Origin of the sequence: Scytonema hofmannii PCC 7110, from assembly GCF_000346485.2 — a bacterium.
Taxonomy (GTDB): Bacteria; Cyanobacteriota; Cyanobacteriia; order Cyanobacteriales; family Nostocaceae; genus Scytonema; species Scytonema hofmannii.
Genome location: NZ_KQ976354.1, coordinates 7737652 through 7763266 on the forward strand (window position 1 = coordinate 7737652; position 25615 = coordinate 7763266).

Annotated in this window: 24 protein-coding genes; 10 read left to right on the forward strand and 14 right to left on the reverse strand. The window is 42.0% G+C overall.

Annotation, left to right across the window (positions count from 1 at the left end; all coding sequences use genetic code 11):
* Positions 1–37: 37 nt before the first annotated feature.
* The 10 genes from WA1_RS32435 to WA1_RS32470 form a co-directional block, all read right to left on the reverse strand.
* Positions 38–364, reverse strand: coding sequence for a GNAT family N-acetyltransferase (locus tag WA1_RS32435; protein ID WP_017747335.1), 327 nt, complete (start codon positions 362–364; stop codon positions 38–40).
* A 246-nt stretch (positions 365–610) separates the two neighbouring features.
* Complete coding sequence (locus WA1_RS32440; RefSeq protein WP_017747334.1) at positions 611–1606, reverse strand: hypothetical protein; 996 nt, start codon at positions 1604–1606, stop codon at positions 611–613.
* A 60-nt stretch (positions 1607–1666) separates the two neighbouring features.
* A complete protein-coding gene (locus WA1_RS53585; RefSeq protein ID WP_017747333.1) occupies positions 1667–2245 on the reverse strand; it encodes a hypothetical protein in 579 nt (192 codons plus the stop codon).
* Positions 2246–2343: 98 nt separating this feature from the next.
* Positions 2344–2535 carry a recombinase family protein gene (locus tag WA1_RS32445; protein WP_026135096.1) on the reverse strand — a complete coding sequence of 64 codons (192 nt, stop codon included), beginning with the start codon at positions 2533–2535 and terminating at the stop codon, positions 2344–2346.
* Positions 2536–2634: 99 nt separating this feature from the next.
* Positions 2635–2769, reverse strand: coding sequence for a hypothetical protein (locus WA1_RS60505; RefSeq protein WP_272819277.1), 135 nt, complete (start codon positions 2767–2769; stop codon positions 2635–2637).
* The gene (locus WA1_RS32450; protein ID WP_017747331.1) at positions 2766–3083 is read right to left on the reverse strand and encodes a type II toxin-antitoxin system TacA family antitoxin; all 318 of its coding nucleotides are present in this window, start codon (positions 3081–3083) and stop codon (positions 2766–2768) included. The genes WA1_RS60505 and WA1_RS32450 overlap by 4 nt, the downstream gene beginning before the upstream one ends.
* 198 nt (positions 3084–3281) lie before the next feature.
* On the reverse strand, positions 3282–4853 hold the full coding sequence (locus tag WA1_RS32455; RefSeq protein WP_017747330.1) for an NAD(P)H-quinone oxidoreductase subunit 4: 1572 nt from the start codon (positions 4851–4853) through the stop codon (positions 3282–3284).
* 203 nt (positions 4854–5056) lie between these two features.
* Positions 5057–7168 carry an NAD(P)H-quinone oxidoreductase subunit 5 gene (locus WA1_RS32460; RefSeq protein WP_017747329.1) on the reverse strand — a complete coding sequence of 704 codons (2112 nt, stop codon included), beginning with the start codon at positions 7166–7168 and terminating at the stop codon, positions 5057–5059.
* A gap of 320 nt (positions 7169–7488) precedes the next feature.
* Positions 7489–7875 (reverse strand): thioredoxin family protein, encoded by a 387-nt coding sequence (locus tag WA1_RS32465; protein WP_017747328.1) that lies wholly within the window; start codon positions 7873–7875, stop codon positions 7489–7491.
* A gap of 743 nt (positions 7876–8618) precedes the next feature.
* Positions 8619–9335, reverse strand: coding sequence for an NnrU family protein (locus tag WA1_RS32470; protein ID WP_026135095.1), 717 nt, complete (start codon positions 9333–9335; stop codon positions 8619–8621).
* Between the two features lie 420 nt (positions 9336–9755).
* On the opposite strand from WA1_RS32470, the gene WA1_RS32475 reads away from it, so the two are divergent.
* The 4 genes from WA1_RS32475 to WA1_RS32490 all read left to right on the forward strand — a co-directional run bounded on the left by WA1_RS32475 (position 9756) and on the right by WA1_RS32490 (position 14502).
* Positions 9756–10766 carry a LysR family transcriptional regulator gene (locus tag WA1_RS32475; RefSeq protein ID WP_017747325.1) on the forward strand — a complete coding sequence of 337 codons (1011 nt, stop codon included), beginning with the start codon at positions 9756–9758 and terminating at the stop codon, positions 10764–10766.
* 86 nt (positions 10767–10852) lie between these two features.
* On the forward strand, positions 10853–12256 hold the full coding sequence (locus tag WA1_RS32480) for a protein kinase domain-containing protein (RefSeq protein ID WP_017747324.1): 1404 nt from the start codon (positions 10853–10855) through the stop codon (positions 12254–12256).
* A gap of 48 nt (positions 12257–12304) precedes the next feature.
* Complete coding sequence (locus tag WA1_RS32485) at positions 12305–13336, forward strand: PstS family phosphate ABC transporter substrate-binding protein (protein WP_017747323.1); 1032 nt, start codon at positions 12305–12307, stop codon at positions 13334–13336.
* Between the two features lie 98 nt (positions 13337–13434).
* The gene (locus WA1_RS32490) at positions 13435–14502 is read left to right on the forward strand and encodes a PstS family phosphate ABC transporter substrate-binding protein (RefSeq protein WP_017747322.1); all 1068 of its coding nucleotides are present in this window, start codon (positions 13435–13437) and stop codon (positions 14500–14502) included.
* Positions 14503–14525: 23 nt separating this feature from the next.
* Here WA1_RS32490 and WA1_RS32495 read toward each other — a convergent pair whose 3' ends face one another.
* Positions 14526–15245, reverse strand: a complete 720-nt coding sequence (locus WA1_RS32495) for a Crp/Fnr family transcriptional regulator (RefSeq protein ID WP_033336317.1) — start codon at positions 15243–15245, stop codon at positions 14526–14528.
* A 296-nt stretch (positions 15246–15541) separates the two neighbouring features.
* On the opposite strand from WA1_RS32495, the gene WA1_RS32500 reads away from it, so the two are divergent.
* Positions 15542–16450 (forward strand): DALR anticodon-binding domain-containing protein, encoded by a 909-nt coding sequence (locus WA1_RS32500; protein WP_017747320.1) that lies wholly within the window; start codon positions 15542–15544, stop codon positions 16448–16450.
* Between the two features lie 280 nt (positions 16451–16730).
* Here the strand turns inward: WA1_RS32500 and WA1_RS32505 are convergent, their stop codons facing one another.
* Positions 16731–17588 (reverse strand): Cof-type HAD-IIB family hydrolase, encoded by an 858-nt coding sequence (locus WA1_RS32505; RefSeq protein ID WP_017747319.1) that lies wholly within the window; start codon positions 17586–17588, stop codon positions 16731–16733.
* Positions 17589–17810: 222 nt separating this feature from the next.
* On the opposite strand from WA1_RS32505, the gene WA1_RS32510 reads away from it, so the two are divergent.
* From WA1_RS32510 to polA, 4 genes are all read left to right on the forward strand, one after another.
* Positions 17811–18683 carry a PEP-CTERM domain protein gene (locus WA1_RS32510; RefSeq protein ID WP_017747318.1) on the forward strand — a complete coding sequence of 291 codons (873 nt, stop codon included), beginning with the start codon at positions 17811–17813 and terminating at the stop codon, positions 18681–18683.
* Between the two features lie 17 nt (positions 18684–18700).
* The gene (locus tag WA1_RS57430) at positions 18701–18871 is read left to right on the forward strand and encodes a hypothetical protein (RefSeq protein ID WP_158516723.1); all 171 of its coding nucleotides are present in this window, start codon (positions 18701–18703) and stop codon (positions 18869–18871) included.
* 391 nt (positions 18872–19262) lie between these two features.
* A complete protein-coding gene (locus tag WA1_RS32515) occupies positions 19263–20069 on the forward strand; it encodes a DUF4114 domain-containing protein (protein ID WP_272819278.1) in 807 nt (268 codons plus the stop codon).
* A gap of 161 nt (positions 20070–20230) precedes the next feature.
* Positions 20231–23221: a DNA polymerase I gene (gene polA / locus WA1_RS32520; protein WP_148662808.1), complete on the forward strand. Its 2991-nt coding sequence runs from the start codon at positions 20231–20233 to the stop codon at positions 23219–23221.
* A gap of 78 nt (positions 23222–23299) precedes the next feature.
* On the opposite strand, the gene WA1_RS32525 is transcribed toward polA, so the two are convergent.
* Positions 23300–23875, reverse strand: a complete 576-nt coding sequence (locus WA1_RS32525) for a class I SAM-dependent methyltransferase (RefSeq protein ID WP_272819450.1) — start codon at positions 23873–23875, stop codon at positions 23300–23302.
* A gap of 240 nt (positions 23876–24115) precedes the next feature.
* The gene (locus WA1_RS32530) at positions 24116–24391 is read right to left on the reverse strand and encodes a LapA family protein (RefSeq protein WP_017747314.1); all 276 of its coding nucleotides are present in this window, start codon (positions 24389–24391) and stop codon (positions 24116–24118) included.
* 337 nt (positions 24392–24728) lie between these two features.
* Here WA1_RS32530 and WA1_RS32535 point away from each other — a divergent pair, with 337 nt between their 5' ends.
* Positions 24729–25556, forward strand: a complete 828-nt coding sequence (locus WA1_RS32535; protein ID WP_017747313.1) for a PD-(D/E)XK nuclease family protein — start codon at positions 24729–24731, stop codon at positions 25554–25556.
* Positions 25557–25615: the final 59 nt, after the last annotated feature.

Sequence of the window (25615 nt, forward strand, 5' to 3'; positions counted from 1 at the left end):
GGGCGGGGACGCCCGTTCCACAAGAGCATAGCAGAGTTCATTTATTTGAAAACTGTTTTGCAATAATTGTCATCGGTAAGTACAACCGTCGAGACTGGTTAAAAAACGGCGTAAATCGATGATGTTCATAAAAAGCCCGTGCTTGGTCATCCTTAGCATCTACCACCACTGCCATTGACGCAATTTCACTCATCAAACTTCGCCGCAGAGCATCGACCAGTAAAAAAGCTCCTAGCCCTTGCCCCTGATAGCGTTCATCGACAGCAAGCCGGCCCAACAGCGTTGCTGGGATAAGAGGATACCTAGGCAGTTTTACACGGATCTCGTCTGGTAAATCTTCTACTTGAATTGATGTAGAAGCCAAAGTGTAATAACCTGCTATCCTTTCTGAATCTTGATCGCTCAGTACAAACGGTGTTGCTACATAACGGATTCACTAAACCTACACATTTCTACTCAAGGTATCTAGTTAGAAGGTGTGTGTTGGGAGAGAAAACCTTGACTCTCCTTTAATTGCTGTCTGATCCGGTTGGGTGAGTGATTCACGCGATTACTGTGGAATCAATAACGAGGTTGGTTTCCTCTTCCCCTATTCCTTAACTAGACGTTCCTACAATCCGTATAGGAGTTTCTTAAATGCTTGACATTTGGTATACTTAATGTTTAACCATTGACGCTCGACAGCATCCTGTAATGTCAGACCCATTGCACTCAAGAAACGAGCAGTTCTCTCAAGTAAAACAGCTTGAACTTGTTTGTAAGGCATGAACTGCGTAATCACGGAATCGGTCATACGATGCCTGACGTTGATCGCTGCATTGTGGTCGGATTGGAATACAACCCCATCAAAGGTGAAGAATTGATCTCGACAACGTGTACCCAGTAACGTACCATTCCGATTATCAATCTGCGATGTATACGCGGCAGAAACCCAGCAGATATGAGTTCTGTTACGTGCCGACCAATGGGTAAGACGATCTGCAACAGTGCCTTTTTCCCATTTCTCTAAACGATTTTTAGCCCGTTTAGATAACTTTTTAGTTGAGCGTATTGGCTCTACTAAACTTTCGACGCCGAGAGTTTTAGCTTGAAATGTGATGGAGCGACAAGCTTGATTTACCACTGTTTCTACGTAGGCATCATCGCGATGGCGTCGTTTTAATTCTGTTTGAAAACCCAAATTATTTTCTCGAATAGAGCGGGATTTTTGAGGATGATTTTTGTAGCGGACATGAGCTAATGCCCAAAGTTTGTTTTTATTCTGTCCCCTTCGAGTAATTCTCTCAGTTTTTTGATTTAATTGCTGACCAAACCCTTGACCTAGCGATTGATTGTCATCAGTATAAAAAACTTCTGTATACCCTCTATCTACTGCTTTAACTTCTTCTCGATTAATAAGTTTACCATAATCCCGATTGTACAAAGTCAGAAAACTATGAATTTCTAAACTACCAGATGCATTGCGAATTAACCGGATTTGACCTGTGATGATTCGATTTGACTTAACTATTAAAGATATTCTCTTTCCTCTCGCTAGTCCTTGGACCTCTAGCTTGACTAAATAACGAGAAATTCGCGTGCAACTATAAGCTTGAGGCTGATACACAATTTGACGATTCTGAAGAGCATAACCACGCTTGTACTCTTCTCTAAAATAACGATGTAATCAAGGAAGGAGTTTAATAGTCTCAAAGGATTTTAGAGCATCGATAGCTCGCTTCCTATTTGTTTGGTATTCTTGATTTTTGGCTTTTTGTTCTGCTGTCAGCTTTTCTCCTTGGTGTAAAGGGAAGCGCTGATATATACGGCTCATAATAGCTGTTTTTGCTGCTGACTGTTGCGCGAGTATATTTTTGGCTGTATCTTGCACAGTCCACTCAAATATTTTTACTGGCAATGGCTCACCATTAACTAAATAGGTATCTGGCTGACCAAACTTGGACGCAATAATATTCTGAGTTTTTATCCAGGATTCACCCCAAAAAGCCGCCGACCCTAAAACATTGTAAGTATTTGCTCTCACTGTGAACAATTTTTCAATGAATCCATTAATTGTTGACTCATCTGAACATTCAATTACCGGATTAATTACTGTCTGCTCAACCCTTAATATCGACTCTAACTTAATCACAAACCAGCAATCCAAGTAGACACCAGCAATCATTAACAAGCGAGTTGTTTGATGTTTTGCTTCTTGAATTTGTGCTGCTGTCTTTTTGGGTTTACTAGTTAGTAATTTTGGCATGAATTAGAAATTTTTATCGGAGAAAATATTAACGTATACTAACTTTGATAAGGTTTTGTTGTCAATACCTCATCAAAAATTTTTTCTTGAGCTTCGTGTCAGGCTTGCATCGCCTTGATATTACGACGCGAGCGTCTTCCGTACAACCGGGCACTAAACACCGCGATCGCTGCCATAATGTCCTCACACATCTCTTGCTCAGGTTGAATATCCATTGGCTTATTCAGTATGATAATTTCCGTGTTATTTCCTTCGCATAATGCAAATATTAATTCCGACCCAAATCTCATTTTTGCTGCTTCACCTATTTGCACGCTTGTCTTCTCATCTCAACATAATTGACCATGTAAGGAGTTCTGTTGAGACTAAACTAGATTTAGCGAGAACTGTCAATAACGCTTTAAATCCTGACGGGCTTGTTCTCGCAGGTAACGGTCGAGGGCTTCAGTTCCACATTGAAAATCCGCTCGATTGTGGTCGGAGTTCAGCAATTCAATGGTATACGTAAAAGACGGAATACTCACACCAGACCCATACTGTCCTTATAATGACCGATCGCCCGCGCCAAAGGTTCATCGGGATGTAACTCAGGAGGATTAAGAAGAGCATCAATAAAAGCCTTGCTGTCTTCTCGACTGAGCTTGATGATAGTATATTCTTCAATCGTCTGTAATGCAGCAATCTGAGCATGACTGACCACAAAATCAGTAAGGCTTCTGCCTTCAAGATCTGCTGCCCTCTGTAACAATTCCTTCTGTTCGCGGGTAAGACGAGCTTCTAGGCGTTCCGGTTTGCTCCGCCTGTCCTCTGTTTTATCAAGTTTTTGCCTATCAAGCATTGTGGGCAACTCTCCTGATGTTTTCTTTCCTTAAGAGTACGTCCATAAGCCGTACCAATCAAGTCATTTTAGCATAAGGAAATCTTATCAGCGTCTATCTGCGTTCATCTGCGGTTCATTGTTTATAAAAAATTTATTGCCAAAAAAAGGCAGGTATAAAACCCACCCCTAAAATCAAATTGATTTAAAATCCAAAATCTAATTTCCAATAGCAGGCGCACTAAACGATACCGCAGGCGCTTTTTCGTCTGCCAACACTGGTATAGAATCTCTCAACCGTGCTGTTAGCTTTACAGTACTTGCATCATAAACCTGAGTTAGTATCTTGGGATACAATCCAATACCGATAATTGGTACTAACAAGCAGGCAATGATAAAGATTTCGCGGGGTTCGGCATCGATCAGCTTTTGATGAGCGACTAATTCTTCGTTCTCTTTGCCGTAGAAAATTTCCCGCAACATGGATAGCAGATAAATTGGAGTCAAAATCACTCCCACTGCCATCAAGAACACCACAATAACTTTAAAGGTGGGGTTATAGGCATCACTGGTGGAAAACCCAACAAAAATCATCAACTCGGCAACAAAACCACTCATTCCAGGTAATGCTAGGGATGCCAAAGAACAAGTTGTCCACATGGCGAACATCTTACCCATTTTCTTACCAACACCACCCATTTCATCCAACATGAGGGTGTGGGTGCGATCGTAAGTTGCCCCTACCAAGAAGAACAAACTCGCCCCAATCAAACCATGGGAAACCATTTGCAGCATCGCTCCATTCAAACCCAAGTCGGTGAAGGAAGCAATACCAATTGCCACAAAGCCCATGTGAGAAATTGAGGAGTAGGCAATTTTTCGCTTCAGATTGCGCTGGGCAAATGATGTGAGGGCAGCGTAAATAATATTTACGATACCCAAAATCACCAACACGGGAGCAAATATAACATGGGCATCTGGTAGCATTTGGGCATTCATGCGAATCAAAGCGTAACCGCCCATTTTCAACAGAACACCTGCCAGCAACATATGTACGGGGGCTGTCGCTTCACCGTGAGCATCTGGTAACCAGGTATGTAACGGGAAGATTGGCAGTTTGACAGCATAAGCAATCAAAAACGCAGCGTAAAGCCACAGTTGTAGATTGATTGCATAATCTTTGGCGCCAAGCGCTTGCATGTCAAAAGTGACAGTACCGCCGTGAAATGCCATTGTCAAACCAGCAATTAAGATAAACAGCGACCCACCCGCAGTGTACAAAATAAACTTGGTTGCCGCGTATTGCCGTTTTTTACCACCCCAAATGGAAAGCAGAATATAAACTGGTACCAATTCCAGTTCCCAAACCAAGAAAAACAGGAGTATGTCCTGTACGGCGAATACGGCAATCTGACCGCCATACATCGCCAGCATCAAAAAGTAAAACAACCTTGGCTTAAGCGTCACGGGCCATGCTGCTAACATCGCCAGTGTGGTAATGAATCCAGTCAAAATAATAAGGGGCATAGATAAACCATCTGCCCCTACCGACCAATTCAAACCGAGTTGCGGAATCCAGCTGTAACTCTCAACCAACTGTAAGTCAGGATTGGAGAAGTCGTATCTGGTGTAAAAAGCGTAAACAATCAATGCAAAATCTATCAACCCTATAGTTAGGGCATACCAGCGCACTGTTTTGCCTTCTTTATCGGGAATCCAGGGAACTAGCAGTGACGCCGCTATCGGGAAAAGAATAATCGTCGTCAGCCATGGAAAATTTGCTGTGTTCATCACAAGTTGTCAGTCAACAACAATAAGGTTCGGCTATCAACTACTAGCTACTTACTAGCAGTTTTTGGGGGTTGTGCGCTTCATTCTTAGGTTGATTTAACAAAATCAAAAAAATCGAGGGGTGTTATGAAATGATGAGAAACCCGGTTTCTCGTAGAAACCGGGTTTGGTGTTCGTCACTGGTCACTGGTCACTGATCGCTGTTATGTGACACCGAAAACAATCACTAAGCCCAACACAGCCCCAAAAACGATTAGGGCATAGAATTGAGCGCGACCATTTTCTAAGTACTTTAGACCTTCGCCACTGACGAGGGTGAAAAATCCAGTGAGGTTTACCGCACCGTCAACTACACGGAAGTCCACTTCCATGACTTGTCTCGCCAAACGACGCAAACCAACGACAAATACGCGGTGGTAGATGTCGTCAAAGTACCACTTGTTGAGGGATAACTCATAAAGTGGTTTCACTTTTGCCGCTATCTCCACGGGGTTGATTTTAGCCCAGGAGTATGTTAAGAAAGCCAGGGTAATCCCAATCAAGGAAATTCCTACTGAACTTCCTGCCATGATGTAGAACTCTGTTGGGTTGAACGAAGCTGCTTTTTCTAGCACTTCCGCGCTTGTTTCATTGGGTGAGTAGATGAACTCCTCAAAATAGTTGGCAAAAGGAGTCCCTAGCAAACCAATGAGCATGGAAGGAAATGCCAAAATAACTAACGGCAGGGTCATTGTCCACGGTGATTCATGGGGATATTCACTGTGTCCGTGACCGTGTGCGTCGTGTCCGTGGTCTTCATGGTGGTGTTGGGAAGAAGATTCTTCTAGTTCTCCCCTGGTCATTGCACCGGGACCAAAAGCACGTGTCGTATCAAAACCTGTGACAAGTGCCATCCCGATTGGGGACGTGAGTTTTTCCCACTTATCAGTTTGATTGCCCCGGAATTTACCTTCAAAGGTGGTTAAGTACATCCGGAACATATAAAAAGCGGTGATTCCTGCAGTCAGCCAACCCACAAACCACAGAAGTGGATTTGCGTTAAAGGCGGCTCCAAGGATTTCATCTTTTGACCAGAAACCAGCAAAGGGCGGTACACCGGCAATTGCCAAGCAACCAATCAAAAAGGTAATTGCCGTTACTGGCATGAACTTCCGCAGCCCACCCATCAACCGGATATCTTGTGCTAAGGCAGGGTCGTGACCAACGACTCCTTCCATACCATGAATCACAGAACCGGAACCAAGGAACAGCATCGCCTTAAAGTAGGCGTGGGTCATGAGGTGGAACAGCCCTGCTGTGTATGCACCTACTCCCATTGCCATCACCATGTAACCAAGTTGGGAGATGGTGGAGTATGCCAGACCTTTTTTGATGTCGTTTTGAGTCATCGCAATTGTCGCACCCAAAAACGCTGTGAATGCTCCTGTGTAAGCAATCACATGCATTGCCGCCGGAATATGTTCAAAAACTGGGTACATCCGGGCAATTAGGAAAACGCCTGCTGCCACCATTGTTGCTGCATGGATTAGAGCCGAGATGGGAGTCGGACCTTCCATCGCATCTGGCAACCACACGTGAAGCGGGAATTGGGCAGATTTGGCAACCGGTCCCAGGAAAACTAAAATCGCAAACAATATGGCAAGCAGATTGCTTAAAGAACCGTTCTGAACGAGTTCTTCAAGACGAATGCCCATCACATCAAAATCAAAGCTTCCCGTTGCCCAGAACAACCCTAGAATGCCTAACAGCAATCCAAAGTCTCCTACACGGTTGGTTACAAATGCTTTCTGACACGCATCTGCTGCAGCTTTGCGATCGTACCAAAAACCAACTAGCAGGTAGGAACACATCCCCACTAGTTCCCAGAAGATATAAACCTGTACTAGGTTGGGGCTGATTACCAAACCCAACATTGAGGAACCAAACAAGCTGAGATAGGCGTAAAACCGGACATAGCTTGGGTCATGAGCCATGTAGCCATCTGTATAAACCATAACTAGGAAGGCTACAGTTGTCACGATCGCTAACATGAGAGCTGCCAGATGGTCAATAGTGTAGCCCATGCTCAGGTGAAAATTGCCTGCTGCAGCCCACTCTAAGGTATGGGTATAAGAGGGGTGTCCTTGAATTTGACTCCATAACAAAGCAAACGAAAGACCCATCGCGGCTCCCATGAGGGATATGATGAGTGACGAATTTAACTTTCGCAAGCTGTTAGTCACCTGATTCAACGAGAGTAACCCCAGACCGACCAGCATTGCCCCAAGAAGAGGTAATACCGGAATCAGCCAAGCATACTGATAGATTACTTCCATCACTGACGCCTACTTTTAGAATTCTTGACTTAAAGAAGTGTGAAGTGTAAAGGATAAAGTATCAAGGACAAAGGATAAACTTACTCCATCTATCCCTTATACTTCATACTTCATACTTCATACTTTTGTTGACTAATTTGTCGGAACTGTTAATAATTGTGACACACACCCTCTTTGATAAAATACCCCACCCGAGACTAATTGGGTGGGGTAATTAAGCTTGGTTTTATATTTTAGTTAGTTGTTGGTTGTTAGTTGTTAGTTGTTGGTTGTTAAAAAAGCTACTAACCACTAACCACTAACCACTAACCACTAACTAATCATGCTGACCTACAACCTAAATCAGCAACTTTTGACTTTTGGTATGTTTTGGGTCGATTGATGTAGCAGATTTTGATTTCTTCTAGGGCTTGAAGTAAATCTTCCCGCCCGCGAAAACTCTCTAAACGCTGTCTGACTATGCCGTTTTCTATTAAAAGTAGAGTTGGTAGTGATTTGAGTCGATAGGTAGTCGCTAGTTTGAAGTTATCATCAGCATTGACGCTCACCAATTTAACTTGGTCTCCGCATTGCGATTTGAACTGCAACAGTAACGGCTGAATAATTTTACACAAACCACACCAAGGTGCTTCAAAATTGACTAAAACAGGAATTGGAGATTCTGAAACTTCTTGAGTAAATGTTCTCTCACTTACCGACAACACCATGATGCCTCTAGAAGTAAACACTTTTGTTATCAACTTAAGCTGTCAGCAGGAGGAGCAATAATGTCACAACTATGCAATAAATTCAGCACAGATCTTGATGGTGTCACTAGAGAACAACCAGTAAAATTTTAGAAAATTTTGACAAGATCGCTGCCCACTGCTGTATAGTAACTACTTGGCCGTTTAACGGCCAAGCTCTGTAATACCAAAATTTGCAAGTATGTTTGGACAGGGACTCAAAATTTACGACTTACGTACCATAACGAAGAAAAAATTCTTGATGCGGTAGTATGCTCGAGTTTTTAGAGCTTGAGCTAGCCATGTCTAGCACCTTATCCCCCTAGAAATGTATAGCCTAGAGGATGAGCTAAACTTTTGGAGTTCCTGACGCCTATTGAGAGATTTCTCAATGACTTGTCTGTGTCTTCTGGTTTATTTTTCTTTGGGCTGATTTTTTTCCATTTTAACCAGTGTCTACTGATTATAGAAGAGAAAATGGCTGTTTATCAAGTCTTTTCCCTACTTGGTAATTTTCTGACAACTACCAAATCTAAAATTGCAAAACTAAACGCCCCCTCACTGACAGCTACTTCGCCCATTGGACTCACCAGTTTCCTACAGAGGAAGACCCTCAGAGTGATACTGGTCTCATTTCATCGTACATTGATTTGGTAGCAGTTGAAAATGATTTTATGGGATGCATATCAAATTGACTGCTGTGGAAAATTAGGTTTGTGTTAAAGTCATAACTTTATTCTGGATGTTGCTTGAATTAACAAGGGATGCGACCACCAAAGTAGCAGTACGAAAATCACAATTCCCACATATGACGGACGCAGAAATTCCTGCCAAATGAGAGATTGACGTTTGTCGATAACAGCTGCTAAGGGAATGATCGATGTGCGCTGTTTAACTTTTTCAAAGGCTTCACCATAACGATCGCTCAAACGGCGATCGCCATGCCATACCCCAAATAAATGGTGTAACACTAACCCTAAGGAAGTGACAAGAGTAAAACTCGTACCGAGCCAAAGAGTATGGGCAATACACCAAATGACTTGCCCTATCATCTGCGGATGACGGGTGATTCGGATAATGCCAGTCTCGTAGAGATGAACTTGGGGCTTTTGGATAGCAGCAATTTCTAGTAGATTGAATGTAGCAGGATATAAAAAAAAGAAGGAAATTGCTGACAGCACCCATACCAATTGCGCTATGCCTGATACGCCTTGGACGTTCCAAAGCTGTAGGCCATCATAGCGGTGGTTAAAAAAGTAAACGATGAGTATCACAACTAACGGCAGGCTGGCAAGTGCAAAAAGAACGCGGTAAAGCCTACATCCAAGGTGTTTTTCTGCCCAAGGACGCAAGGCAGCCCCTCCACTGTGGACAATCGCAAAAACCAATAGTAGCCCAAGCATGACAAAATGACTAAGGGTTAACCAACCCGGCAACATCATATACACAAATGAAGGAAGTAAGTGAAAGAAAACCAAATTTAGTACAACGAATACCACAAACTATGTAAAAAGTCCCCCCTGACCAGTGACCAGTGACCAGTGACCAGTGACCAGTGACCAGTGACCAGTGACCAGTAAAGTATAACCATTCATTTCCAAGGAGATGGAGAGTAGAAAAGGAGACTTTAGTCAAGATGATATGCTACTGTCTTTATCGAAACAGCTTCTACGTATTACAGCAGTTTTCACTTAAATGAACCACATCGTTAGTAGGGGCGCAAGGCATTGCGCCCCTACGGCTGTGGTCTATCTACCTGAAAATGGCTGTAAGATGCTTTCTTAATCTCGCCCAACTGTGAAAGCTTATTACGCTGGTTTGTAAAAGATTGCTGCTCCTTTCTTGTTCGTGGGTTTAGCCTTATGTCTGACCTTCCTTTCACTTTAGACCAACTACGTATTCTGAAAGCGATCGCTGCAGAAGGGAGCTTCAAGCGCGCCGCTGACAGCCTCTACGTTTCTCAACCTGCCGTGAGTTTGCAAGTGCAAAACTTAGAACGGCAACTAGATGTCCCGTTATTTGACCGTGGAGGACGTCGTGCTCAATTAACCGAAGCCGGACATTTACTTCTGAGCTACGGTGAAAAAATTCTCAGCTTGTGTCAAGAAACTTGTCGCGCTATTGAAGATTTACAAAATCTGCAAGGCGGTACTCTCATTGTGGGAGCTTCTCAAACTACGGGTACTTATCTTTTACCCCGGATGATTGGGATGTTCCGACAAAAATATCCGGATGTGGCGGTACAATTACACGTCCATTCCACTCGCAGAACCGCTTGGAGTGTAGCAAACGGACAAGTCGATTTAGCCATCATCGGTGGTGAAATTCCTGCCGAACTTGTGGAATCTTTGGAAATCGTTCCTTACGCTGAAGATGAGCTAGCGCTGATTATACCCGTATCCCATCCCTTTTCCAAACTAGACACAATTCACAGAGAAGACTTATATAAACTGCAATTCATAGCTTTGGATTCTCAATCTACCATTCGCAAGGTCATTGACCAAGTGCTAGCACGCTGCGATATTGATACGCGCCGTTTTAAAGTTGAAATGGAACTTAATTCCATAGAAGCCATTAAAAATGCCGTCCAATCTGGTTTGGGAGCAGCTTTTGTCTCGACTTCAGCAATTGCTAAAGAGTTACAGATGGGACTGCTGCACTGTGCGCCTATCGAAGGGGTCATCGTCAAACGGATGCTGAGGCTGATTTTTAATCCCAATCGCTACAGATCCAAAGCAGCAGAAGCATTTAGTCGGGAAATTCTACCTCAGTTTGCTACCCCAGGATGGAATCTAGAGTTGTTAAAATCTATACCGAAAGCCATGGCAGTCAGTGTATTAGAGGGAGGAAATCACAGGGCCGAAGATGATTAAGATGTAGTCATTAGTCCTTTGTCCTTAGTCTACAGTACAAATGACTATTGACAAATGGCTATTGACTAATGACCTTTTGACAAATCATGGAAATTTACTGTACCCGTCCGCACTGTCCTCGCCCACAGAATTATTTTCCAGATTTAGATGATAGCGCAACCCTCAGAACAGCACAACAGAAATATTGCACGGCTTGTGGAATGCCTCTGATTTTGGTGGGACGCTATTTGCCACTAAAGCTGTTAGGCCGAGGGGGATTCGGAGCCGCATTCTTGGCACGCGATCGCTATACCCCAGGAATGCGACAATGTGTTGTCAAGCAATTTCAACCTGCGGGAAATCTCACTCCAACCCAACTGCAATTGGCACAAGATTTATTTGAACGAGAAGCAGAAGTTTTAGAGCAGATAGGCAATCAGCACGAGCAAATACCCGACTTGTTTGCCTTTTTCCCCCTACTCGCTCCCAGTTTGCAAGCCGGAAAGCAAGAGCAATTTTTTTACCTAGTACAAGAGTATATAGATGGAGAAAATTTAGAGGAAGAATTAATTCAAAAAGGTCGATTTTCCGAGCAAGAGGTATTAGAAATACTGAGAGAAATCCTGAAAGTTCTCAAGTTTGTCCACGACGCCAGCATTATCCACAGAGACATTAAACCCTCCAACATCATGCGCCATCGCAACGGGAAACTTTACTTGCTTGATTTTGGCGCAGTCAAACAAATTGCCAACTCCCCTATTGGTACTAATAGCCCTTCAACTGGCATCTACTCCATGGGATTTGCACCACCAGAACAAATGTCAGGCGGTCAAATCTTTCCATCGACAGATTTATACGCGTTAGCTGTCACCATTTTAATACTGTTAACAGGCGAACAAGACGTGACTCAGTTATTTGATGCCTACAGCAACCAGTGGAAATGGCGCGAACGCGTCACTGTTAGTCCTCACCTTGCGAACATTCTTGATAAAATGCTCCAAGCTGCTGCTAGTCAACGCTATCAGTCCGCACAAGAAGTTTTACAAGTTCTTGATAAACCTGCTAGAAGTATACCCCCCACAAACATCAATCCCCCCCGTCCGTCGCCAGATCCTCTACAACCCCAACCCCAAGCACAAACACCGACCAAAATAGCCAGACAGCCATTTTCTATAATAGAGATATTAAGCAGTGCAGCATTTAGTGGGTTTGAAAGTGGATTAATTGCTATAGCTTTATTTAGTGTATTCAAATCCCCTTTGTTTGCCGTAGGAGGTTCAGCCCTCATTTTAACAATACTTATCTTTGCTCAAATTAGGCGGTGGATTGAAAGATGGGATTTATTGATTATTCCAGCTATTAGTTTTGCAATTATATATTTTATCCCCTTTTTGCAGGTTGGGTTGAGTCTTCAACAGTTAATTATTATACCCGTTGCAGGTAGTTTAGTCGCGATCGCCACCACTACACTGTTTCGTTTAATTTACAAACTGTTATCGCTGTTACTTTAGTTACTGGTCACTGTCACTGGTCACTGTTCACTGTTTAAAATGAAATTTATGGCAGCTAAGAATGAAACTACAGTTTTAGCTCTAACCTTAGTAATTACACTAGGGTTGTTAGGTATAGTTTATTGGTGGCTGAGTACTTCTGGTATCATCGCGGGTTCTTTCGGTGGTAAAGGGACATGGCAAGTCAAACAATCGAATTACCAAACTTTTTCCCAAGTCCCAAAAGTGCCATTGGGATTATTTAGCTATGGAGGCAGCACAACTTGGGCACCAATCAGAAAAGATGTCGATCCAGCAGTTCAAACTGTCTTTCCTGAATTTCAACTGCGTTATACTGACCCTACCATTGGCGCACCTGGTTCTGGAAGTGGGATAAAAATGCTTATCGATAACCAGTTAGCTTTTTCTCAGTCCTCACGCCCAATCAAAAACGAAGAGTACCAAAAAGCAAGCAAACGGGGCTTTACACTGCGAGAAGTCCCCGTAGCACTAGATGGGATTGCGATCGCAGTTCATCCAGATCTCAATGTACCCGGTTTAACTGTCGCCCAAATCAAAGACATCTACACGGGAAAAATTACCAACTGGAAATCCTTAGGAGGTCCCGATTTATCCATTACACCTTACTCCCGCCGTCTCGAAGAAGGGGGAACCGTTGAATTTTTCAGCGACAATGTTTTAAGCGGTGAAAAGTTTGGGACTAACGTACAGTATATTCCTACTACAACACAAGCTTTACAAACAGTAGCAAGAAACAATGGTGGTATTTACTATGCTTCTGCACCTGAAGTTGTCGGACAATGTACAGTTAAGCCCCTACCACTAGGAAAAACATCAGATACATTTGTACCACCTTATCAGGAACCTTTCATTCCGCTATCTGAATGTCCAAAACAACGCAATCAACTCAATGCAGTCGCTTTCCAGAAAAATCAATACCCCATTACCCGAAGATTATTTGTAATTGTTAAACACGAAGGTAATAGCGACCAACAAGCAGGAGAAGCTTACGCCAATCTCATGCTGACAAATCAAGGTCAGGAATTAATTGCTAAAGCTGGATTTGTGAGAATTAGATAATGGTTAGTGGTTAGTGGTTAGTAGTTAGTAGTTAGTTATTTCCCACTAACAACTAACAACTAACAACTAACAACTAACCACTAACAATTAGCATTACCATGTCACAAAATAAAGAAACGCCTATTTTGATCCTGTCCCTACTGATGACGGTAGGGTTGATAGCTGGTGGCTACTGGTGGTTCAGCAGAAACTCAAACTTTAATCTCAATCAAACCTTTTCCAAAAACTCTGGTTCTGGTAACGATGGGAGTGGCACAGTTTCACCTGCACCAGGAGAACCAAGTGGTAAGACTTTTGCCTCTGTCCAAAACGTTCCGATAGGAACATTTAAATATGGAGGAAGTACTTCTTGGGCACCGATCCGAGGATTAGTTGATTCTACAATTCAATCAGCACGACCAGAGTTTCGCTTGCAGTATGTACAACCTCAGGGGGATGCTCCAGGTTCTGGGACTGGGATAAAGTCTTTGATTGATGGTCAACTGACATTTGCTCAGTCTTCTCGTCCTGTGAATGAGGAAGAAAGAAGAACTGCCCAGCAACGAGGATTTACACTCGAACAAATTCCAGTTGCCATTGACGGTTTGGCTGTAGCAGTAAATCCCAACCTAAATATTTCCGGCTTGACTATCGACCAGTTAAAGTCCATTTACACAGGCAAAGTCACAAACTGGAAAGAACTTGGTGGTTCCGATGTCCCGCTTCAAGCTTTTTCTCGCCGCATTTCTGATGGCGGTACTGTAGAACAGTTCGTGCAAGACATCTTGGGCGGTGAACCTTTTGGACAAAATGTAGTGTTTGTTAGCACAACCACCCAAGCGCTGCAAAATTTGGCGAGAAGTCCTGGCGGCATATATTATGCCTCTGCTCCCGAAGTGGTTCCTCAATGTTCAATCAAGCCTTTACCGCTAGGGAGAATGCAGGGGCAACTTGTTGCTCCCTATCAAGAACCGTTTGTTCTCCCCAATGCTTGTCCTGGTAAACGCAATCAGTTGAACACTGAGGCTTTCCGGTCGGGAAGGTATCCCATGACGCGCAATCTGTTTGTTGTAGTCAAACAGACCGGGCAAATCGAACAGCAAGCTGGTATGGCTTACGCTAACTTACTGCTCACTCAGCAGGGACAGGAACTTGTGACTCAAGCAGGGTTTGTCAAAATTCGCTGACACCTGCATCCTAAAGTATAGAGCTAGCTAACTCTATTAATCGACTCTGCTGGCAAGCAGATAAGATTATCGCCTTGAGTGAGGATTAAGCCCCGTTGACGCAATTTGCCCATCAAGCGGGTGACGGTGACACGCGTTGAGCCAATGGCACTGCCAATTTGGGCATGGGTGAGGGGGAAAGGCAGGCAATAGCCGCGAATCACATCGGGATCGGTCTCACTCATTGCAGGCTCTCCGTATTCCTCAATTAGCAGTGTGAGGAATCCTAAGAGACGGTCAATTGTGCGGCGTTGTCCTAGAGCACTCAGCCACAGCAGTTTGCGCTGGTGCTGATATCTAAAGGCGTCCATAACTTCCCGGCGGAAGTGAGGCCAATTGTCTAAATCATGCCAGTACATCCACAGCACTGCTGTTTGGTCTACGTGGGCGTAAGACTGGAGTGTAAATGGTGACTGAGCAACAATTTCAAAGGGCTGACCGGCACCAACAAAACCGAGAAAAGCTTCTTCTGGTGTTCTGTTGATGCGTCGAGAGGTCAGTTGACTCGCGGTGGCGCTGACTTGGGCAGTTCCCACCATGCGGATCGCACCCCTTTGCACCAAGTACAGCAATCCAGGACGGGCTGGAATGCGTTCATCTTTGCTAAAGGTACGGCAGCGATAGTGTTCTTGAGCCCAGTCAAGAATCCGTTGCCAAGTTAAAAAAGGACGAGATGCCTCAGAAAAGGAGGATGGAGATTGCATAGGTAACAAAGAGCGTTCGGCTGAAGACAAAGACGTTAAAAATAGGTGCAAGGAGTGTCTTCGTGTTGGCACTTCAAGCATTAATCCTAACAGTGCCAGCCAGGAAAAAAGTAGACAATTTAGCATCTACTCTTTTTGTTATACATCTTACTGTACAATGAAGGTAGTAAAATTTACCCCTAATTAATTAAATTTTGCATAATTCTAATTTTCTCTTCATAGAATAAACTTATGTCTCAAGAAAGATGACATAAAATGAAAGTCCAAAATGGCAGATTTTATTTTCCGAGGATTATGTGTATCGAAAGTTACATATTTGCAAATATATAGCTATCAAGCAGCTAGTATACAGTAAATTAGCATCATTATTAAGTATTTATGCTGAGTCGAACGAGACAGTATGTACAACAGAGCAAAATATTCCTCTATCTCAAGGCAGAGATGAGCGGAGAATTTTTTATATCTCAGGGATAGCCTTGAAACTGGCGAAATCTGAAAAAATCCCACCTTTAGAGATAGCTAGCGAGCTGATTTCTCATATATCAAAAAATTATGACAATGATTTAATAACTAAAATTGTCCCTCCCGGTTGGATTCATTTAGAAGTCAGCCATTCGGTCTTAGCGGCTTGGTTACAAAGTTTTGTTAAGGGACAATGGGCAACGGGCAATGGAGAAATATTAATAACCAATCCAAAATCCAAAATCCAAAATCCAAAATCCAAAATCCCCGATGCCATATTTACTACTCAATACGCTCATGCACGATGTTGCTCCCTTTTGCGCTTAGCGATCCAAGAGGGGTTAATGAAGCATCAAGAACATAAAATCGGGTCGTCACAAATTTTAATCCCCAATGTTATTCCTTGGCTTGACAGTCATGAAAAACTACAATTCAACCAACTAGCGTCCTACCGTCTCATAAATCAGTTGGTAAAAGTGACAGACAAATTGGTGTGTTGCGATCGCTCTTTGGGCGGCTCCCTTGGAGAGCATCGCACTGAGTCAGTCAACTGGGAAAAAGCTGCGTTGGAACTCACTCAAGCCTTTGAAACTTTTTGGTGTCAGTGTCGTATCTTCGGAGAGGTCAAAATAACTTCTCCAGAACTCACACAAGCGCGGCTCGGATTAGTTATGGTTACTCAGACTGTGTTGAAATTTTTACTGGAAGAAAAGTTCTGTATTTCTGCTCTTCAAGAATTATAAAAGCCGCACTGAAACTGCGGATCTTGCAGCCCCTGCCAAGGATCTTGTAAAAAATCTAAAACTTCTCAAAACACTATTGACACACCAAAAAAAATAGTGTATATTTTCTGTTGTGTGAGGAGCGAACCAGCGAGAGCACCGAGACGAAACACGGCCAGTCGTCGGTGCTCTTTCTGATTTTTAGATATTAGATAGTGGATAGTGGATAGTGGTTAGTAGTTAGTGGTTAGTGGTAAAGAACAACCAACAACCAACAACCAACAACCAACAACTAACCTTTTCAACAAAGTAAAAATTTCTCAATGGCAACAGCTACGCCATCTTCCTCTACATCAGGAGCTACCCATTGAGCTAAAGTTTGTACTCCTTCTGGCGCGTTACCCATGGCGATACCAATGCCAGCATACTGTAGCATTTCCGCATCGTTAAAATTGTCACCAACAGTCATAACGTTTGCTCTTTGCAGCCCTAACAATTCTTCAGCTAAATAACGCACTCCAATTCCCTTGTTGGCAAGAGGATGAGTTGCTTCAAAGAATGTAGCAACAGAAGTGGTGAGATATAATTCAGCAGGAGTGTACTGACGGCGTAAATTCCCCAGTAACTGCTCGATGACACTTTTGTCATCGCATAAAGCCAAGACTTTTGTAGGCTCATGGTGACAACAGGAGCGTAAATCACCTACGGCGATAGGAGTTATACCTGAACGTTTGGCGTAAAGTTCAGTTTCCTCTGTGATTTCTCTTACATAAAGTTGGTCATCAATATAGAAATGTACGGATAAAAGTCGGCGGAGTTCCGGTTGTTCAAAATAATCTAGAAGTTTGAGTGCAGTGCGCTCGGAAACAGGCAAATGACTGTGAATGTGTTGAGTAAATGGGTCTTGAATCCAAGCTCCTTGATAAGCTATCAACGGTAGGTTAGAACAAATTTCTTGATGAAATCGCAAAGCCGAACGATACATACGTCCTGTTGCGATCGCTACTTGAATTCCCCGTGATTGAACAGCAAAAATTGCCTGCTTGACTCTTTCGCTGATTTGATTAGATTTTCCTGCGATCGTGCCATCGACATCTAAGACAAGCAGTTGAATATCAGAAGCAACAGGAGACCCAATGCTAGGTGATGCTAAATCCATAACTGATAAAGTATAAAGTATGAAATAAACTCCCCTTAGATATATTTAGGGAGTAGAATATGATTTGCATGACACATTTTATCCTTCATCCTTTCTACTTGATACTTTTTGTAGATACTGAAATCAAAGTGATTAATTAACATAGGACACTGGAGTCAGAGTTAGCGATCCAACAAGCGCTAACAACTTTGTAACGTTGTTGCAAAACATAAAAGGATTTCCATGAAAAACAATCGGTTCACAGAGGTTTTTGCTGCTATAGCTACCGCAGGTACTATCTTTTCTGTAGTTGCTCCCGTCAGTGCAGCCTCATTAAACAATACTTCGGAATGGAATAACTTGGTAGCAAATCAAGTTCAACCAAGAGCAACCGATGTATCGGGCTTTCAAACTCTAATTCCGCAATTTCAGCAATTTGTGCAACCAGAAGGAATAGCGATTCCCGACAATCAAGTCAGAAGACTAGACCCCTCTAGACTACAGCTAAAATCTGACAGTAATGTTCGTGTTTGGTTCCTCAACGAAGGTGCTTTTTATCGCAATCAGTTGGCTTACGAAGCTATTCAAGGTTCAAATTATCAAGCAGAGTTGGTTTTTCAAGACGCTTCATGTATTAGTGGAAACAACAATAACTGCGAAAAGCCTTCAAGTGACGGGACTTTAAATGTTGGTGATTACGTTGATTTGGGAACAGTGACTGGTGGTTCGCAGCTGAATTTTTGGTTAAGAGCAAATGGTGCTAACCCTCAAGACACAGGTGGTACGAATCCAGCAACAAATGTCAAAAATATTTACAGTGAAGCGGCGACTCAAAATCCAGATGGTTTGGAACACATAGTCGCTTATGAGTATAATGATTATCTTTTAGTTGGATTTGAGGATTTGTTCGGACCGCCGGGTTCTTTAGCGGGAGGGAATGGTACTATTGCAAGCGATCGCGATTTCAACGACGTGGTATTTGTGGTTGATGTTGGTAAAAACAATCTAGATGATAAAGCTTACATACCAGAACCCACAAGTGCTCTTGCTATTTTGGGCGTAGGAGCAGTTGGATTGCTAAAACTGAGTCGCCGCCGAATTAACAGTGACCAGTGACCAGTGACCAGTGACCAGTGACCAGTAAGAAAATCTATTTAAATAAGGGTGCTTCTACTTTATATACACCGCCAAGCATGAAAAACCCAACTTCAACCGCTACATATTATGTGGGAGCAAAAGTTAAGCCACGGCGAGAACCACCTGCTGAAATGTCTCTGCTAACAACAAAACCGCCTCTTCGATGACAAAACGTCGCGGCGTCTCGTTTTGTGCGCTGAGTTGTTCCACAATCAAGCCTGCTTTTTCAGAGATTTTGGGCGGTTGGTATTCTCTACCATTACCTGCATATCTCCATGGCGTTGGCTCTTTTTTCGGTTGGTTATCCTTTTACCAAGATTTCCCCTAACTTCACGTAAGACAGTTTTGATTTCGGAAAACTACACTCATTTTACAAAATTTTTTCAGTAAAACCACTAGGGATAAAGAGTTAGCGAAGATGGAATTTAAGTGTAGACATAGAAAAACACGGGCGTAATAATGATTAGTAACGCTTAAACATTAAGTAAAAATTAGTAGCCCAAAAGCTTAAATTAACAGTTCCTTAACTTAATCGCCAAAAAATTATAAAGGAGTTTTATGATGAACAACAATCAGCTAAAGAAACTTATAGCAGCCGCAGTTACAGTCACTGGTGTATTTTCTGCTGTTGCGCCTGCAAGTGCTAGCACGTTTACTTGGGGAGACTGGACAAAAACTTATGAAGTACAAGATAAGTCAACTAACGGTTCAGGATTTCAATCTCTGATTTCGGAATATCAAAAGTATGTGCAGCCAGAATCTCTTGCTATTCCAGAAGATAAATTAAACAAACTAGATGCTACAAAACTTCGTTTGAAAAATGACAGCAATGTTCGTATTTGGTTTCTCAACGAAGGTGCTACCTTTAAAAATCAGCTTGCCTATGAAGCCGTGAAAGGTAGCGATTCTCAGAAAGGATTACTTTTTAATGACGTATCCTGTGACATTTCTCAAGCAGCTAATTCAGTATGCCAGATCGGCGAAAACCCAGGTACTTTAGATATTGGGGATTATGTTGAGATAGGTCAGGTAACAGGTGGTTCGCAACTCAACTTCTTTATAAAAGCAGATGGCTTTAATAATCCTGATGGACCTGTTTACGGTGCAGATGCAACAAAAAACCCAGATTTATTAGAACATTTGGTCGCTTATGAAATTGATGATTATTTGTTATTAGGTTTTGAAGATTTACCTGGACCCGAAGGTCCTGCGAGCGATCGCGATTTCAATGATGTTATGTTTGTTGTTGATGTTGGTAAAGACAACATCGAATCCGTACCCGAACCAGCGACTGCAATGGCGTTGTTAGGGGCTGCGGCTGCAGGTGTGATGACATTGCGCCGTCGGGAAAACAGTGACCAGTGACCAGTGACTGTGGAAAGAAGAAACCCGGTATCTTGGAGATACTGGGTTTCTTCGGTTGAGTATTTTTTCAAAAATCAAATCGGATTCCCATAGAAGCAACTGGTTAGAATAAATGTATCTCCCAAACAATAGTACTAACTCAGTTAGCTTCCAAACCCTTGATGAAAACCCACCCCACATTCATTCTTATAGATGGGCATTCCCTAGCCTTTCGTTCGTACTACGCCTTTGCCAAAGGAAAAGACTCTGGATTGAGGACAAAGACAGGGATACCGACGAGTGTGTGTTTCGGCTTTCTGAAAACTCTGTTAGAGGTAATGGCAACGGAGCAACCGCAAGCGATGGCGATCGCCTTTGACTTGGACTTGCCAACTTTTCGTCATGAAGCTGACGATACATATAAAGCAGATCGTCCGGGGACACCAGAAGATTTTATTCCTGACCTCAAAAACCTGCAAGAATTACTGGATGCCTTGAATCTGAAAATTGTCACCGCTCCTGGTTATGAAGCAGATGACGTGTTGGGAACTTTAGCACAAAAGGCAGCAGCATCAGGGTATAAAGTCAAAATTCTGACAGGCGATCGCGATTTATACCAACTTATTGACCCCAACAAAGATATTAGCGTTTTATATTTTAGTCCAGATGCACTCAAACGCAATACCAACGCTGGTATTAGCGAATTTGGTGTAGAACAAGTCAAAGAGAAATTGGGAATTGAACCATCCCAAGTCGTGGATTACAAAGCCCTTTGCGGTGATAAATCAGACAATATTCCTGGAGTGAGAGGAATCGGGGAAAAAACAGCAGTTCAGTTGCTCAAGGACTTTGGTTCTCTTGAAAAGATTTATGCTGCATTAGGACAAATAAAAGGCGCAACTCAGAAAAAACTAGAAGCAGGTAAAGAAGACGCGGAAAAATCCCGCTATTTAGCAGCAATTGTTCTAGATGTTCCCGTGGAAATTAATTTAAAAGAATGTAATTTAAAAGGGTTTGATACCAACCATCTCATCCCAATTTTAGAAAAGCTAGAATTTAAAACTTTTTTAGGCAAAATTAACGAACTCCAACAAAAGTTTGGCGGACTGCTTGAAGAAGCACCAGAAGTAACAGACGAACCAGAAGACACAAATTCCCCACTCCCTACTCCCCATTCCCTACTCCCCACTCCCTACTCCCCACTCCCTACCTACGAAGGTGAAGATGTGTGGTTTTTTAGTGCTGAAGATACAGAAGCATTTCAACAAAATCCGACAAATTCTCCAATTCAGCCCAGAATTATAGATACTCCAGCAAAACTTACAGAATTAGTCAACCTGCTGCAAAAGTTTACCGATCCAAAATATCCTGTTGCTTGGGATACAGAAACCAGTGATTTAGAACCAAGAGATGCCTTTTTAGTAGGAATTGGTTGTTGTTGGGGAACAGACCCAAATGAAGTTGCCTACATTCCCCTCGGTCATAAAACAGGAGAAAATTTAAATCAAGAAATTGTTTTAGAAGCACTTCGCCCAATTCTTGAAAGTGCAGACTACCCTAAAACTTTGCAAAATGCTAAGTTTGACCGTTTAATCTTGCGCTGTCAAGGAATAAAACTTGCAGGAGTTGTCTTTGACACCATGTTGGCAAGTTATGTTTTAAATCCAGATAGAAACCACAATCTTAGTAGCTTATCCCAACATTATTTAGGTTTAATAGCAACAAGTTACTCCGAACTAGTTCCCAAGGGAAAAATTATTGCCGACATAGATATTCCTTCCGTAGCGGATTACTGCGGTATGGATGTTTACAGCACATTTCAACTAGTAACAAAATTGCGTGAAGAACTAGAAAAAATTGTTCAAAAAAATGTAGAGACAAGAAGTGGCACGTCTTTACAAAAGTTATTACTAGAAGTAGAACAACCTCTAGAACCAGTTTTGGCAGAAATGGAGTATCATGGAATTCGTATCGATACTGCTTATCTGCAAGAACTATCTCATTTATTAGAGACAGATTTAGCAAAGTTTGAACAACAGGCTTACGATTTTGCAGGAGAGAAATTTAATTTAGGTTCTCCAAAACAATTGAGTCAAATACTATTTGACAAATTAAAGTTAAGCACCAAGCATTCCCGTAAAATCCAAACAGGTTATTCTACTGATGCAGCAACACTAGAAAAATTGCGAGAAGTTGATACAAGTGGAATAGTTGATGCCGTTGTTGAGTATCGTACCTTATCTAAATTGAAGTCTACTTATGTAGACGCATTACCAGAACTCGTTCGTTCCGACACTAAACGAGTACACACCAGCTTCAACCAGACAGTAACATCTACGGGGCGGTTGTCTTCTTCCAATCCAAATTTACAGAATATACCCATTCGTACTGCTTTTAGCCGTCAGATTCGCAAAGCTTTTATACCTGAATCTGGTTACTTAATGGTAGCTGCTGATTACTCACAAATTGAGTTGCGAATTTTAGCTCATTTGAGTCAAGAACCTGTATTAGTTGAAGCTTACCAGAATAATGAAGATATTCACAAAGTTACAGCAAAGCTAATTTTTGAAAAAGAAGATGTGACATCAGATGAAAGAAGATTGGCTAAAACTATCAACTTTGGTGTAATTTATGGAATGGGTTCTCAGAGATTTTCGCGTTCAACTGGGGTAGATAAAATTGACGCTAACGAGTTTATTAAACGATTTAACAACCGCTATCCTAAAATATTTGAGTATCTAGAGTCTGTGAAAAAGCAAGCTGTCACCCAAGGATATGTAGAAACTATCTTTGGGCGTCGGAGATACTTTGACTTTACAAGTAATAATCTGCATAATCTTAAAGGTAGCAATCCTGTAGATATTGACCTTAGCAAATTGAAGAACCTAGGTGCGTATGATGCAGGTTTGCTACGTGCTGCAGCCAACGCACCAATTCAAGGTTCTAGTGCTGATATTATTAAAGTCGCAATGGTAAAATTGCACGATATTTTGCAGAATTACAAAGCACGTTTGTTGCTACAAGTTCATGATGAACTTGTATTTGAAGTTCCACCTGAGGAATGGGAGGAACTGCAACTTCATATTAAATCTACAATGGAAAATGCAGTATCGTTAACTGTACCATTGGTCGTAGATGTACGTGCAGGTGAGAATTGGATGGAGACTAAGTAAATTGGTTAGTTGTTAGTTGTTAGTTGTTAATTTTGACTACTACTCTACGGGCGCAATGCCTTGCGCTCCTACTATCCACTAACCCTTAACATAAAAATTATACCTATGCTTTTCTGATTCATCAGTTAAGTTCACATAAAATGCAGTGGAAAGAGGGGGAAAATAATAATTTTGAAACTGATTTAAGCTTTCACAAGTTTCTAAAGGAAAAGGTTTTTTCTCTGGGACATCATCCCAACCAACAATTAAAACGCCGCCTTTTCGCAAAGATTTATAGCAACCTGCAAATGCTTTTTCTACTTCTTCTCGCTCGTTCAATCCCCAACCAAAAACACCATTACAGAAGATAACATCTAAATCGTTTTCACTGAAATGGTTGTTCAGTTCGCTCATGGAACCAACAATGTGTTGTTTTGCTCCATATATTTTTTTCATTGGGTTGATGTCTATTGTCCAGTATTCTTTTGTTTCAAACCATTTTTCATAATGCTTTGTATAAGAACCACATCCGACAAATAAAATTTTTGCAAACGCTTCACTTTCAAGAAAATAAGGAATTATTTTCTTTTCTAAAATGTAGCGATCGTGAGTCTCTAGAGGCATGTCTTTCCCAAGAACTGTGTAGGTAACGACTTTCAAGCCTCTCAAAATCATTTGGGGGTTAGTCAGCATAAAAGAATACACTACTGATAACTGCTCAATACGTAACTTTTGTTACGAGTACATATTGTGTACACGTACATTAGACAAGAGCAATGTAAAATTCTAATGAAGAAAATATTAATTTTAGTTTAACCTATATAGGTAGGAAATTATATAGTAATCCTAAATCATTCGTGAAAAGTTTAGATCCCCGACAACTCATGCGAAGTCGGGGATCTGCACATAGTGAATTTAATAATCTTCATCAGCAAAAAACTCAGCCTCATCTTCCAAGTCAGAATTCCTTTGCCCAGAAACTGCAAGACCCCAGAGGGGTTGTAGTAGAGCCGTACCAATTATTCCCACAACAGCGCAGAAAGCCAGAACCAGACCTACTGGAATTTGAACAGACCTAAAATTAAGAAATCTTAATGATACAGGTTCGGCATTTTGTACTGAAAGGATCGCTATTCCCATGATCCAGCCAGCCACAATCATTGATGTCAGTAGATTTGCAAAAGTTTTCATAATCCTGTTTGTGAAGTTAGTAGTGGGCGATAAGCGCTCTTTCAGCTTGCGCTTCGCGAACGCCACATTTAACAAGTTCTTTATTTATCGTAATAACTTTTAATGCACTGCGCTTGATTGGGCAAGAAGCACGTAAGTTACATATACTCTGGGTTAGAAGAGAACGTAGAAATTGAGTCAGAAAGGTTACTAGACCATGACAGAGCACCTGATACATCTTTAATAATTTGCCACAATAGTATCAGTAATTTCTGAACTCACAGAATCTGCATGGTTAGCGAGAGATTTTATCTCGCCTTACCGTGTTGGATTTTGGCTTACAGCCCAAGCCAAAGCAATGTTAATCTCAGAGCAGCCTTTTGCCAGCTATCACCTTTGGTCTTTAATTGCCCCAGCCGTGGGGCAACGTTCGCATTGCCAAATGAGACGCGGTTTTATTAAAGCACGGCAGCACGAACCTCAAGTCAAAGTTCTGATGGCAAAAGCGACGTCTTCTCAACGCATTGGCTTGCTAGCTCAGAAAGGAGTTTATGAATTTCATCACCAGATACATTTATTAAAGCAGTCAGACGGCGTACAAAAAGTTGCACAGCTGCTGAAATTAAGTCACTTTACAGATGAAGTGAAGCAACGAGTCCTGCAAATTTTGAACAAATATCACAGTACTCCTTTACTTTCAGGCAAACGTATTATCTTATTAACGCGTGGTGATGAAGGTTTTCCCAAACCAATTTTTGTTGAACAGCAGCATTACTGCTTCCGCTTGTATGCTGCTATGGATTGCGTGTTTATTGAGTCCGATCGCACTTTACATATTGTAGACTTTAAAACTGGCAAATCTGCCTTTGACCGCCGACAGGCACTAGTCTATTTACTAGCAGCTCGTTATCTCTATCCTAAGTATGAAGCGATCGCATCATTCTACAATTTAGAACTTTGTAAAACCTCTGAGATTATCAGTGTTTCCAAGAAAGAGTTAGACGTTATTGAACGTGAATTATCGGAAGTTGCCAGAAAACACCAAAAAGATTTGCAAAAATATCAAGAAAAACACAGTAAGTTTAGCGATATTTTTCCACCAACTCCCGGTTATCACTGTCGGTTTTGCCCATTTAACTCGATCTGTGAATTTTCTGCAGCGAAACCTTTGGAAAATAGGGGTTAGGATATGCTCAGATCCCCGACAACTCATGCGAAGTCGGGGATCTTGCAGGTCAAGTACTA